The 14,506-nt window shown below is 61.5% G+C and carries 4 protein-coding genes; all 4 read left to right on the top strand.

All coding sequences use genetic code 11. The features are described from left to right. Positions 1-603 precede the first annotated feature (603 nt). Genes ACUYTF_RS00345 through pglZ form a run of 4 tightly spaced genes read left to right on the top strand, consistent with a single transcriptional unit; the run spans position 604 to position 14,502 of the window. Positions 604-4,602, top strand: coding sequence for a protein kinase domain-containing protein (locus ACUYTF_RS00345; protein ID WP_449279579.1), 3,999 nt, complete (start codon positions 604-606; stop codon positions 4,600-4,602). Then, complete coding sequence (gene pglX, locus ACUYTF_RS00340; protein ID WP_449279176.1) at positions 4,599-8,165, top strand: BREX-2 system adenine-specific DNA-methyltransferase PglX; 3,567 nt, start codon at positions 4,599-4,601, stop codon at positions 8,163-8,165. Before ACUYTF_RS00345 ends, pglX begins: the two co-directional genes overlap by 4 nt. After that, on the top strand, positions 8,162-11,791 hold the full coding sequence (locus ACUYTF_RS00335) for a hypothetical protein (RefSeq protein WP_449279175.1): 3,630 nt from the start codon (positions 8,162-8,164) through the stop codon (positions 11,789-11,791). The genes pglX and ACUYTF_RS00335 overlap by 4 nt, the downstream gene beginning before the upstream one ends. Beyond that, positions 11,788-14,502, top strand: a complete 2,715-nt coding sequence (gene pglZ, locus ACUYTF_RS00330) for a BREX-2 system phosphatase PglZ (RefSeq protein ID WP_449279174.1) — start codon at positions 11,788-11,790, stop codon at positions 14,500-14,502. Before ACUYTF_RS00335 ends, pglZ begins: the two co-directional genes overlap by 4 nt. Positions 14,503-14,506: the final 4 nt, after the last annotated feature.

The following is a 14,506-nucleotide window of genomic DNA, read 5'->3' as shown; positions in this document are numbered from 1 at the left end:
GTGGACGTGCCGATGCCAACGCGACGGGTGGGTCGTGCGTTCTCCGAACACCCACACATCGAGCGACCGTGCCCTCAGCTCCTCGGCGAGCTGACACTGTTTCCGAACACGACGGTGTTCGTCGTTGCGTCATTCAGCTGATCGTAGATGCGAGTGTGGCTCTTTCTCCCAACGTCATCATCCGCGGTCTCCGGAAAGTGTTGCCGTTCAGAAGTGCAGCGGGGTAGAGGTTCTATATCGTAAACGAATCGCAGTCGAGAGCGGCACGAGTTAACTGGACCAGGCTCAGGTTGAGTGCGCCGCTCCCGATGGGCACGCTCTGGAGGACGGTAAGGGAGGATTCTTAAACAAGGCAGGGTGGGAAAATTGCATCTTGAATGCGCACTTGTATTTCAGGTCGTAGCAAGCCCGCAGATATCCGAGCGGGTTGTGCCAATGGGGTCGGCTAAACGATATGCTCGAGAGAGTTCTGAAGCCTCACAAACCAAGTTCTATAGAGGAACTTGCTATGTGCTCGTTTGCTGGCTGAAACGAAGTGCTTTCAGATTAGGAAGGTTCTGATGGGGGAGTTGTGTGAAGCGTAGTTCACCACTCTGGCGCGTGATGGGAGATCCCGCTCAGGCACAGGAGGCTGCTGCCCTCGAACGAGTGTGCGATCTTTTGCCAGAGGACGGTGTCGCACGCGCCTGGGCGAACGTCACCTTCACCGACACGAGTGGCCGCCTCAACGAGGTCGACGTGCTGCTGATCACGAGCGGCGGCATGTACGTCGTGGAGCTTAAAGGCTGGCACGGTGAGATCCATGGCAACCAGATGAACTGGACCCATGCGGGCCGCACGGAACGCAATCCTCGCATCCTCGCAAATATGAAAGCCAAACGGCTCGCGTCGGTACTGAAAGACGTCGCGAACAGGGCACGCCTGAACCGTCGCATCGTTCCGTTCGTCGGTGAAGCGATCGTGTTGCATGGCCAAGACTCTCAGGTGCAACTCGACGAGTATGGTGCCGAACAAGTCTGGGCGCTCGATGGCTTCCGTGTGCGTGGCCTCTGCGCTGGTCGCAACTTCTCTGATCTGGTAGCGCAGCCGTCCTTCAAGGATCCGATAGATATCGCCCGCGCGAATGACATCGATCGACTCATGAAGGCAGCGGGCCTGATGCCCCGCGCGAAGCAACGCATGATCGGTCAGTACGCGCTCGACTCCAGCGAGTCTCTCGACGAGGGCAACGGCTGGCAAGACTTTCTCGTGACACACCCGCAAGCAAATACGAAGCGTCGCGTTCGTCTCTTCCCCTACCCGAAGGGCGCTTCGAAGGAGAGCCGCGAAGAAATCGATCGGCGAGCTGCCCGCGAGTTCCGCTTGACCGACGGAATCAGGCATCCTGGCATCATTGGCCCGGCCGACATGCTGAGCACCGAAGAAGGTTCAGCGCTTGTTTTCAACTTCGACCCCGCCGAAATGAGTCTCGCCGATTATCTCTCCAAGCGCGGCGACACGCTTACTTTCGCCGATCGCGAGGCCATCGTTCAGGATCTTGCGGAACTGGTTCGGTTTGCGCATGGACAGCGGCTCACGCACCGTGCACTTTCACCGAGCAGCGTACGCATCCACACTATTGGCGACGGCACCCGTGAGGTACGGATCAGAGACTGGGACCTCGGCAAACGACCCGACGAGGGCACCTCAACCGCCACGTTGATGTCTCGCGGCGTCACCGACGTTGCCGCGTCTGTCAGCCAGGACGCATTCTTCTACCTCGCGCCGGAGACGCTCAGAAACACCACTTCTTCGTCGCCGCAGGCGCTCGACGTGTATGGGGTGGGCGCGCTCGCCTTCCTGATTCTGACGGGCAAGCCACCCGCGGTGAACTTTGCTGCGCTCGAAGCGCTCTTGAACTCTGATGCGAAGGGCCTTGACCCCCGCGCTGTCTTGCCAGAGATCTCTGATGCGTACGCCGAAGTGCTCGTTGATGCAACCGCGTTCTCGGAGCTGCATCGCATCATCGACATTGGCGTGCTTCTCGATGAGCTTTCGAGAGCGCGAACCTCTGAGCACGGATCCGCGCCGACCCCAACGGATGTCGACCCTCTCGAATCTGCCCCGGGCGACATCGTTGGCGAGCGCTTTGAGATCGTCAAGCGCAGAGGCTCGGGCTCCACGGGTGTTGCGCTTGAAGTCAACGACTACGCGCTCGAACGCGAGGGATTGATTCTCAAGCTTGCGAAAGACGATGCAGCCGCCGCACGTCTGAAGAGCGAAGCCGCGGCACTTGATCGACTCGATCACCCCCGCGTCGTCAAGCGGGTTGATGGACCGCTGACTGTCGGCAAACGTCAAGCAATCGTCATGACGGATGCTGGCGCAGAAACCCTCGCCGATCGAATCCGGCTTGAGGGCCGGGCCACAATTGAGCAGCTTGAACGGTACGGCGATGATCTGTTCGCCGCAGTTGCGCATCTCGCAGAACGTGGTGTCTTCCACCGTGACGTCAAACCGTCAAACCTCGCGGTGAGACCCGACCCTGGCACACGCAAGCCCCACCTGCAGCTCTTCGACTTCTCGCTGTCCGACGAACCAGTCGCGAACATCAAATCTGGATCTAAGCCGTATCTCGACCCCTACCTGGGCTCGCGCGAACGACCCCAGTACGACAGCGCAGCAGAGCGCTTTGCGATCGCGGCCACCCTATTCGAACTCGCAAGCGGAGACGCGGTCTGGTGGGAAACCGGAGACCGCCCCACCCGCCCCGCAGACCCGCCGGTCATTGAGTTCAGTCAGTTCGAGCCGAGCATCGCCGATGCGATGGTGGGCTTCTTCCGCACCGCGCTCCACCCATCCGCAGCGGCCCGACATCCCTCGCTGGAGGCCATGCGAAAAGCATGGTCGCAGGCGCTAAGCACAGCGGATACAGCTGACGCCGACTTTGCCGCCAATGAGCACAAGGCAGCCCAAGCGGAACTCTCGACCTCACTTACCGACTCAGGCTTAAGCGCGCGCGCACTTTCGGCGCTTTCTCGATCGGGCGCTACAACAGTCGGCGAGCTGCTTGGCGTTCCACCAATGGCCATCAATCAAATCCGAGGTCTCGGCGAACAGGTCCGGCGAGAAATCAGTTCCCGCGTCAGGGAGTGGCGCGCCCGGCTCTCCCAGCCAGCTGCACCAACCGAGACCCCCGTCGTCCAGGGTCGTCGCCCCGTCGAGAAGTTCATCAGCCCGCTTGCACAGAAGCACGGCGAAACCGACGAACAGTGGCGTGCGCGTATCCGCAAGCAGAGTTTGCTCCGTCAGCCGATGGATGACGTCTCAGTGTGGCTGAGAGAACTTGGCAACGTCGCGACAGGTTCCGAGCTGGCAGCAAAGCTACTTCGGGAATACGGGTCGACTCTTGGCGACGGACCTCGACAGGAGGCCGCGAGAGGCATCATCGATGCGATCGTCAAGTTCGATGTTCGTGCCCAGTCGCCTCGATTCCTCGCCCAAAAGATACGCGACACAGGCGATGCTGTGATCGCTTACACGCCCGACGGCGACGAGGGGTTGAGTTTCGACGCCGCCGAAACGCACATCGAGACCCTCCTTCGGTTTGCACAGACGGTTGATTCTCTGCTCACCGAGTCGGACATCGTGCCTGCACCTGCGCTGCGTGAGGCTTTTACGTTGCCTCCTCGCGAACAGCTTTCTCTTCCTGGTGCGCGCATTGCGCAGATCGCGATCGGCCTCTCGCAGACCGGGCGCATCTCATCGATGGGTGAGGCCTACCGAAGCATTCTCGACCCCTCCCGCGCTGTGGAAGTTGCTCTCCGCGGTACCGCGACCCGCGAGCTTGCGACAGTCACGATCGAACAGCGCGTCAAAGCACGGTTCCCCGATATCTCCGCCGTACCGTCCCGACCTCAGCTCGACGACGCAGTGCGAGCAGCACTCCCGCATCTGGAATGGCAACCCGAGCAAGGCAAGTACGTTCTGCGTGAGGTCAGCGATGTGTCGTCGACCTACACGGCGTCATCGACGAGCATGGCAGAGGCCGGTGCTGACCCGGCCTTCGCTGCAAAGCTTTCCGCGTCGCTGCGTGACCACGGTGCGCTCGTGTTTGCCGCATCAGTACGCCACCATTCACTTCGTGAAGCGGCCGACGCACTGGCAGCAAGCTCGGGTGTGCGTGTCGTCGACCTCGCTGACCTCGCTCTGGGCGCGCTGAAGACTACTGCCGAGAAGAATCGCATCTCTTGGGACGTCGTGCTGCGTGCAGATGCTGAAGCCGATGGCACCCAGAATCGCCGCAACCTCCTGCAGCTTGCCAAGATGGCCGTCACGCCGGTCTGGCAACAGCTCTTGGAGACCCCGGAGCCTCTCCTGCTCATCAACGCGGCCGTGCTGGCTCGGCTCGGCCTCACAGACTTGATTGCGCGAGTCTGCGACCTTGCCACTCCGCGTGCGGCAGCTCGATGGATTCTGCTGCCCAAGCCTCAGTCGGGGCGCGCCCCTGATCTGGACGGGAACCCCATGCCGTTCGGCGCGGATGGCTGGACAAACTTGCCACTCGAACTCCCCCCGCTCTCCACATCGTCTGCTTCTGCTCGAAAGGTCGCTGCACAATGATTGACTCGAAGGCACTGCTCGCAGACCTCAAGCGCGAACTCTCGGCCCTGGAAGCAGACCTCACCGAGCGCGCGGAAGACACCAGCACGCCCTGGGGCGCCGAACTGCGCGAGGACTACGAACGTGCCAAGAACCATGACCGCACGGGGCGCTCCTGGATCGATTGGCGCAACGGTGAAGTCGCACAAGCAGCGGTCGCTTGGATCATCGCGTCCGTGTTCATCCGCTTCTGTGAAGACAACGGGCTTCTCTTGGGCGCAAAACGAGATGGTCGCGCACTGCCTCAGCCGTGGATCGCTGCCCCCGGAGACGGGCTCGAACGTGCAGTAGAGAATGAGACTGCCTACTACACCGCCACACCGACCATGACGAGTCGCCATTGGCTCCAACACGCGTTCGGTATTCTCGCCGAACTCCCGGCAGGCCGCACACTCGTCGACCCGGACCACTCGCCGGTCTGGCACGCACCAATCTCCGGCGCCGCCGCAGACCGCCTGTTGGCTTTCTTCCGCAAAGTCGACGCTGATGGTGAGCTGATCCACGATTTTTCGGATGCTGAGCTTGGCACCCGCTTTCTCGGAGACCTGTACCAAGACCTCTCTGACTACGCGAAGAAGACCTTTGCCCTGTTGCAGACACCGGACTTTGTCGAGGAGTTCATTCTCGATCAGACGCTCACCCCGGCGATTCAGGAGTTCGGACTTACCGGTCTGAAGCTCATTGATCCCGCGTGCGGCTCGGGACACTTTCTGCTTGGTGCGTTCGAACGCCTCATCGAAGCGTGGGACACGGCCGCCCCCGGCACGGATCGCGGCGACCGCGTGCAGCGCGCACTTGATTCGATTCATGGCGTCGACCTCAACCCGTTTGCGATTGCTATCGCGAGGTTCCGGCTCACAGTGGCGGCGCTTCGAGCCTCTGGGATCACGTCGATCGTCCACGCGCCCGCGTTCAAGTTCCACCTCGCGATTGGTGATTCACTGCTTGGCGGCTCAGCGAGTAGCGTCCACCTCGACCTCGGCGACGGCGAGTATGTCCCTTACAACACCGAGGATCTCACCGAGTATGCGGGCATACTCGAACACGGCCAGTACCACGTGGTGGTGGCGAACCCGCCGTACATCCAGCCGCCAGACGCCAAGCTCCGCGACCGCTACCGCACGATCTATTCAACCTGCCATGGCAAGTACCAACTTTCAGCCCCATTCGCTGAGTTACTGTTTCGACTTGCACGCCCGGAGCGTCCCGGTGGCGGAGCCGGTTTCGTAGGGCAGATTACTTCGAATGGATTCATGAAGCGCGAGTTCGGCAAGAAGCTCATCCAGAGCTTTTTGTCTGGCATATTTACTGGTGTTTCACCGGAATACGTGGATCTCACCCACATCATCGATACGTCGGGAGCGTACATACCCGGCCACGGCACCCCGACGGTGATTCTTGTCGGGCGTCCACAGAGGCCGCAGCTCCAAACCGTGCGCGCGGTGCTCGGTGTGCGGGGCGAGCCCGGCCAGCCTTCCGTACCGGCGGATGGCAAGGTGTGGCGCGACATAGTCGACCACATCAACTCACCCAACTACGACGGCCCGTACGTCTCGGTCGTCGATGCACCTCGCGATACGTACGCAAAGTTCCCTTGGTCTCTCTCCGGGGGCGGCGCTGGTGACCTCAAGAAGCACCTAGAAGAGCATGGTTCAACTCAGTTGGGGGCCCTGATCTCAGAAGTCGGTATCGTGGCGGTCCTTGGAGAGGAATCTCCCTTCGAAGTACCTCCACATTTTGACGGAGACAAAGTCGGACTCGTTCTTGGAGACGCCGTTCGCGATTACCATTTGGCGACGGTCGATCGCTTATGGCCATACGACTCCGAACTTCGAGTTACAGATACTGCGAGACGGTCCCGGTGGCTATGGCCATACCGCGCAAATCTGAGCAACGTGATCTTCTTCGGTAAGTCCCCCTCCGAGCGCGGGTACCACTGGAGCCAGTATGCGTTTCTCGCCGAGAGTAAGCTCAAGACGCCTCTGACCATCACATTCGCATTCGTCGCGACGCACAACCACTTCGTGCTCGATCGAGGCGAAAAGGTGTTCAACCGTTCCGCACCGGTGATCAAGCTACCGGAAGGCGCCACCGAAGACGACCACTACGACCTGCTCGGGGTGCTCAACTCTTCCACCGCGTGTTTCTGGCTCAAGCAGGTCAGCTACCCAAAGGGCGGCGACCCGGTTGGTGCAGACGGCGCACGCGTAAGTGCTGAGTCCTGGAGCGACCGATACGAGTTCACCGCGACGAAACTTCAAGAGTTCCCCCTCCCCACGGAACGCGAACGTGACCTCACCCGCGTCATCGACGCCGTCGCCAGGCGAAGGGCGCTCCTCGAACCATCAGCTCAGATCACAAGCGGTGCCATGCAAGGTCTAGATCAAGCTCGCGAGGAGTGGACACAGCTTGGTGAGCAACTTGTCTGGCTGCAGGAAGAACTTGATTGGCTGGTCTACGCCGCATACGGACTAGCTGAAGACTCACTAGCTGCACGCGGATCGCAAGTGCTGGAGCTATCGCCAAACGAAAGAGCCTTTGAAATCCAGCTTGCACGAGACATCGCTAGCGGATCGGCACAGTCGACTTGGTTCGAGAGACACAGCCGTACTCCGCTGACAGCTTTCCCCGAGCACTGGCCCGACTGGTACAGGGACTTGGTTGAGCGACGGCTCGCAGCAACTGCGGAGAGCCGAGAGCTTCGCCTGCTAGAGCAGCCCGAGTACAAGCGACGTTGGGCTGGAACAGGATGGAGTGAGATGCTCGCCGATGCAGTGCACACTGCAATTCTCGACCGCCTCGAATCGCGGGAGCTGTGGGCGGATTCTGCCGGGCGTCCCCTCGTGCGATCCGTCGCGCAAGTCGCCGATGGGCTTCGCCACGACGAACGGCTGCGTGAGCTGATGACGATCTATACCGGCTCACGCGACTACGATCTCGCCATTGAACTCGGCAAGCTGATGCAGAGCGAGGCAGTACCTGCTTTTGCTCCGCTTCGCTACAAGCCCAGTGGCATTGAAAAGTTCCGCGCCTGGGAGCAGACCTGGGAACTGCAGCGTGCGGAAGACCGCGGCGAGCAGGTCACCGTGCCGGTACCGCCAAAATACAAGGACGCCGACTACCTGCAGAAGACTTACTGGAGCGCCCGCGGAAAACTCGATGTGCCTAAGGAACGGTTCATCGCCTTCCCTGGCAACACTTACCCCGAGGACAGCACGGCAGTCTACGGGTGGGCCGAGTGGAACCACAGCGAGCGCGGCCAGGCAATCGGACGCTTCGCGACCCAGCTCGCACCGACGGCTTCTGACACCGATCACGACCAATTGCTACCGCTCATCGGTGCGCTGATCGAACTGCAGCCTTGGCTCGACCAGTGGTACGACGATATGGACAGCCGCGGCATCAAACCTTCGACCGCGATCCATCAAATGACAAACTCATTGCTCGCGCGACTGGGCACCGGCCGCGACGAGGTTCTTGCCTGGCTGCCGCCAGCCCCGAAGCGTGGGAGGAAGCGCGCATGACTGAATACACGCAGCACTCACCGCTCCGCGATCTCATCGAGATTCCAGAGCGTGTCGAAGCCGCCGACTTTGTCATCAAGCTCGACGAGGGCGTCGCCCGTCACACGCAGACGGTGAAGGACTACGTCGTCACCGAAGCCATTGCTGAAGCTATTGGTGCCGGTCTCGATCTCGTGACGGGCTCCCTTGCGAGGCAGTCTTCTCGCGGTGCGTTCCTCGACGGCTCTTTCGGCTCCGGTAAGTCGCACTACATGGCCGTACTGCACCTGTTGCTCACCGGCGACCTCGAAGCACGGCAGATTCCTGGCCTCGCATCGACAGTCGCTGCGCGTCAGGATCTCCTGGGGCACAAGCTTCTCGCGCTGGACTACAACCTGCTCGGGGCCACATCTTTCGAGGACGCCATCTTCAAGGGGTACCTCAAGACCATCGCCGAGAAGCACCCTGATGCACCCGCACCAATTCTGCACGCCAGCGACTCGCTCCTGGTGGATGCGCGGAACATGCGGACTCGCATGGGTGACGACGCGTTTTTTGCTGGACTCGGTAGCGGAGACTCTGCTTGGGGCACACTCGCGAGTGCTTGGGATACTGCAAGTTTCGACGCCGCAGCTGCCCAGGCACCGGGCTCACCCGATAGAGACCGCCTCGTCGGCGACCTGATCGACAGCTACTTCTCTGGGTATGCACGCGCGGGCCAGTGGTTGCCGATGGAAGACGGCCTGCGGGCCCTCTCCGCGCACGCCAAGTCGCTCGGCTACCAGGGGCTCGTGTTTCTAATCGACGAAATTGTGCTCTGGCTGGGGCAGCACCTCACCAACGAAGACTGGGTGCGCACGGAGATTGAAAAGGTGGTGCAGCTCGCTGAGAATGCAGCCGCGAACCTGCCGATTCCGATCACATCGTTTCTTGCACGTCAGCGCGACCTCCGAGACTTCCTCGGCACCCATGCCTCCGGCGCTGAGCGCGCAGCGCAGGGCCAGTTGTTCCAGTACTGGGAAGATCGCTTCACCAAGATCAAGTTGCAAGCTGCGGACCTTCCGAAGATCGTGAAGCAGCGACTGCTGCAGCCCAAGAATGCGTCAGCCGCAGCGACACTGCAGTCAGCGCTCACGGAGGTCAAGCGCGACTACGCTGCGTGGGGCTACCTGCTCTCAGATGATGCAAACTCAAATGAGCAGGCGTTCGGCGACGTGTATCCCTTCTCCCCCGCGCTCGTAGACACGATGGTGGCGCTCTCCAGCCTCATGCAGCGAGAGCGAACGGCACTCAAGCTCATGGCCGAGCTGCTGCGTGACGGCCGCGACACCCTACGGGTGTCGGACGTCATCCCGGTCGGTGACCTGTACGCGCCGGTCGTACTCGGCGGTTCGCAGCCTCTCACCGATGAGATGCAACAGCACTTCCGCATTTCGGCAGACTTCTACCTGAAGAAAATGCGCCCGTACCTGATCCGGAAGCATGGCCTCACCGAGCAGGCAACTGAAGGTCTCGATCGCGGTCATGCCTTCGTGACCGAAGACCGCCTGGCGAAGACCGTGCTCATCGCGGCGCTTGCACCGGAGGCAAAGTCACTCTCCCATCTCACTGCGGCAAAGCTCGCCGCACTCAACTACGGCACCATCGAAGCCTTTATTCCTGGCCAAGAAGCGGGCCAGGCACTCGCTCTTGTTCGTGAATGGGCAAGCGGGTTTGGCGAGATAAGCGTCGGTGACGGCACTGACCCGATCATCACCGCCACGCTCAGCGGCGTGGATTACGACTCGATCCTGCAACGCGTCGTCACTGAGGACAACCCGCAGGCGCGCCGTGAACTCGTCCGCAAGATAATCGCGAACGAGCTGAATCTCAGCTCCGAGAGCTTGGTTGGGCGCGGCCTCTCCCATGTGTGGCGCGGACAGAAACGCAATGTGACCGTGAAGTTCGGAAACGTTCGTGACACGAGCGATGTGCTCGACAGCGACCTCGTCCACAGCGAAGCCGACTGGCACGTGATCATCGACTTCCCCTACGACAGCGGAGACCGCAGGCCTTCCGATGATCTCGCCCGACTCCAACAGGTGAAAGACGACGGGCGCGAAGCGAACACGATTGCCTGGGTACCGAACTTTCTGTCAGATGCGCGCCAAACCGATCTCGGCAAGCTCGTGCAGCTAGAGTTCCTCCTCAACGGCAACCACTTCGATGAGAACGCGATTCACCTCCCGGTTGCCGACCGCGGCCCCGCCAGGCAAAACCTGGAGGTACAACGACGCACCCTACGCGACGTAGTCTCCAGCTCGATTCGCCAGGCGTACCACGTCAATACGCCAGAGGAAGTCAATGTCGGTCACGAACTCGGGGGCAGCGAGATCTTCCAAGCGCTCCTGCAGGGAGTGACGATCGCTCCACCACCGACGGGCACCTTGCTCGACGGTCTCCACCATGCGCTGGACACAGCATGGGCGGCAGAATTTCCCGATCACCCCGACCTCGGCTCCGACGAAGTCACGCTGCGTCGACTCACCGAAGCCGTCGAGCTTGTGACCGCCACGGTCGAGGCTGGTGGGCGACGACAAGGCCTCACTCATGCAGAACAGCGCATTGCGCGCGAGGTGATTTCTCCACTGAAACTGGGCGCCGTGAACGAGAACGTGCTCGTCGTCGACCAGGCTCACTTCGGATGGAGCGCCGAACTCGCTCGCTGGGAGGGAGAACTCGGAGAGTCGATCAGCGTCGACCGCTTGCGCGAGAAACTTCGTTCACGGGGCATGACCCGGAACATGGAAGACGCGGTGCTCATCACCTGGGCGCTGCTCGGCAACTACGATTTCGGCAACACAGGGACGCTCACCATCGGTGGATTCGCGGGCGGAGCCGTACCACGCAAGGCGAACCTCCCGAGCGAAGACGACTGGGGCCACGCACGAGATCGCGCCGGGGCCATCTTTGGCATCGCCCCAGAGCACAACCGCACTGCGCGCGCAGTGTCGCGGTTTGCCACCGGAATCCGCAACAAAGCAATGAACAACGAGGTTTCGGATCTCGTTGCTCAGTTGGAAGCCCACGTCGACGTGCTCGGGCTCGACGCCTCGGCGCAGGTCGGGCGTCTCGCAACCGCGAGGCGCCTGCGCGAGCTTTTGAGTACCTTGAGTGGCACCATGTCCGACACGGCGCTCGTTGAGACACTGTCAAGCTTCGACCTGCCCGACGAACTGTCTGCACTCGGTGCCACACACGCATCCGCTGAGCGGATGGTTCGCCTGCTGAGCGGCCTCGATTGGGGTCTGGTCTCGGCTGCGCTGCAACGGAGCGATCCGAAGTTCGAAGCGACACTCGCGTCACTCCAGGAAACCGCCCGCTTGGATGAGTCGATCGCGGGGCTCGAAGCGCAACTTCACAAGACAGCAGACGAGGCACGCACGCTCCTCATGCAAACGTCGCCCGCTGTCACCCCTCCTGCACCCCAGCCAGTGTCGCCAATTCCTCCTGCGCCGTCGCCCATCGCGCTCACCGGGCACGTCACTCGCACAACGGTGGCGGAACTTGACGCGGCGCTCGCTCATCTCGGCAAGGAGATTCGTTCGGAAACGCAATCACGCGACACCGATCGGGTGACGATCACCTGGCAGGTCGATGAGTCATGAATCTGCCCGCTGCTCCGGAGCGCGCACTCCGCGATCACATCGCTGAGTGGCTCGAAAGCCCTCGCCGCAAGTCGCGGGTGAAGTTGGTGCGCGCCCAGCCAGTCTGGACGGGCGAACCAGTACTGAGCGTGGCTGGTCAGCGAGTGCATGTTGCGGCGAGCGTGTCTGGTCTCGCTGCACTCGATGCGATTCGCCGGGTTCCCGAGGACGAGTTTGTCGTCGTACTCACCGATCTGGGGCCTGGCGAACTAGGGTCTGCGGTCTGGGTAGAGGCCGAACGGCATGAAGTCGCAACGCTAGACGAGTGGGACAGCGTCCCAAGTTATTTCGGGGTCCGCGATCGGCAGGTTCCACCGCCTGTGCGCGCCCTGGGAAGCTGGATACCGGACTTGCTGGCGGCCTGGCGGCCAGAGCGCGGATACCTACCTGCACCGGGTGGCGTGCTCTCTGCTCGCCACGTGGTTCGGGCCTTGCTCACCGCTCTCCTGGGCTTAGACCGCAGCGATGACCTGGAGGTGCTGTCCACAGCGCTGGCACCACTCGATGATGATGGTGTGAAAGTACGCCTGCGTGAGCTGGACGCGGGCACGCTCGATGGGCTTATCCGTGCGGCAAGCGCGGAGATCGACCCGAGTCTCGGTCTTGCGCTTCGCGCCGCAGGTCGATCCGGTTCCGTCTCTCCGATGGCGGTAGGACTTGCACTTGCCGAGTTGTGGCCGAGTGCGATCGCCGGGGAAGCTGCACCCCTCCACGTGAATGCTACAACTGCTGCAGCACGCGTCCGCATTGAACGGCACGTAGGGACAGATCCAAGCGCAGCAGCCGCATCCCGTTACGGAGCCGCCGCGAGAACTGTGACCTCACGGTGGCTGATCTCCAACCGCGCGGATGCCCAGAACGTCTTGGACCAAGCAGAAGCTATTTGTGATGACCTCGGATGGGCGGAAGGCGCTGCGGCATCACCCTTCCTGATTGCAGGGCTGCGTGCGCGAGTCGCAACGTTCGCCGTTCGGGTCAGGGAAGCCGCGAAGCATCCGTCCTCCCGCGGGTCCATCGCTGTGGACGAATCGTTCGTACTGCTGAAGTCGCATGAGGCGAGCGCATCGCTGGGCGAGTCCCTAGACACCGCCGAGACCGCAGCCCGCGCAGCACGTTGGCTTGCTTCACCTACCGTTGCCCCGCATTCGTTCGGCGCCGCAGTTGCCGCGTTTGCCGCTGACGGCGCATGGGCGGAACGCGCACTTGGTCGCCTGTGGTCTGGAGACACGGACGCGGTGCTCGCTGGCGCCTACCGAGATCTTGCGCACGCAATTCAGCGGCGACGCCGCGAAGACGACGCTCGGGCTGCGGAGATGTTGGCGGGTGAGGCGCTGCATAGCGATGAGGTGATCCCCGTCGAAGGGCTTCTGGCTCAACACGTTGTCCCGCTTTCAACGCAGAACAATGTGCTGCTGCTCGTCCTCGACGGGATGAGCGTTCCGACTGCATCAGCACTCATCTCGGAACTTACTCATTCCGGATGGGGAGAGATAGTCCGTGCGGGTTCGAAGAAGCGGGACGTAGCGGTGGCGGTGCTGCCAACGGTGACGGAGTTCTCGCGCAGCTCACTTTTTGCGGGTGAGACGATGGCCGGAAATCAGCAGACAGAAAAGTCCCGGTTCGCCGCCGCGTGCAAGGGTGTGGTGTTTCACAAGGATGATTTGCGATCTGAGGCAGGACATGCGCTTCCGCCGATTGTCACGTCGACGATTGCTGATCCAAAAGAGAAGATCGTGGCGGCGGTGCTCAACACAATCGATGAGTCACTCGACAGTGCGGATGTCGACGCCTTACAGTGGACCCTTGCATCAGTTGCCCACCTCCGGGAGCTGATCGGCGAAGCTTCCAAGAGCGGTCGGACTGTGATCATTACCTCGGACCACGGACATGTTGTTGAACGCGGAGGTCAGCTGCACAATATTCCCGGTTCTCCCGCTCGCTGGCGTACAGCAGACAGTGGTCCTGTTACTGACGATGAAGTGCTGGTCCGTGGGCCGCGCGTGCTCGCCCCCGGAGGCCAAGCAGTGCTTGCTGTCAACGACGGCCTGCGCTATGCCTCAAAAAAGGCTGGCTATCACGGCGGCGCGTCGCTTTCGGAGCTGGTCATTCCCATCGTAGTCCTGCAGCCTCACGGCGCTTCTGCGCCTGAGGGTTGGGTCGAGGCTCCGCCGCAAGAGCCGACCTGGTGGAATGAGCCACTACGCGATGCGGAGGCGCGTGGGCACGCCAATGTGGCACCGGTAGCGTCGAAGCCACGAAAGACAAAGAAACCGCCCACAGACGTTCCAGGAGCCATCACGTTGTTCGACACCGTCGATGAGTCCACGCAGGATGATGCCGGTGAGAGTGAGAGCGTCACCGCGTCTTTGGGCGAACGGTTGGTGCAGAATCCTGGGTATCAGCGACGCCGAGAAGCGGGTGGACGTCACCCCATCGATGATTCGGATGCGATTGCCGTCGTTGATTCGCTCCTCACAGGCGGTGGTCGCGCCCACCAAGATACGTTGGCGACCAGGCTCGGTGTACCTTCGCATAGTTTCCGTGGGGTTCTCACCGCTCTACGTCGAGTGCTCAATGTTGATGGCTACGAGGTCGTTCGTATCGATCCAGACCGCGTCACCGTCATCCTTGATGAACAGCTTCTACGCGAACAGTTCGGCTTGAGAGGATAGCCGC

Source organism: Leucobacter sp. GX0328 (assembly GCF_053567315.1).
This window is presented reverse-complemented; position numbering and strand designations above follow the sequence as displayed.

Bases quoted from the DNA above. Each gene is read 5' to 3' on its own strand.
- ACUYTF_RS00345 (WP_449279579.1), top strand. From the start codon at position 604: ATGGGAGATCCCGCTCAGGCACAGGAGGCTGCTGCCCTCGAACGAGTG.
- pglX (WP_449279176.1), top strand. From the start codon at position 4,599: ATGATTGACTCGAAGGCACTGCTCGCAGACCTCAAGCGCGAACTCTCG.
- ACUYTF_RS00335 (WP_449279175.1), top strand. From the start codon at position 8,162: ATGACTGAATACACGCAGCACTCACCGCTCCGCGATCTCATCGAGATT.
- pglZ (WP_449279174.1), top strand. From the start codon at position 11,788: ATGAATCTGCCCGCTGCTCCGGAGCGCGCACTCCGCGATCACATCGCT.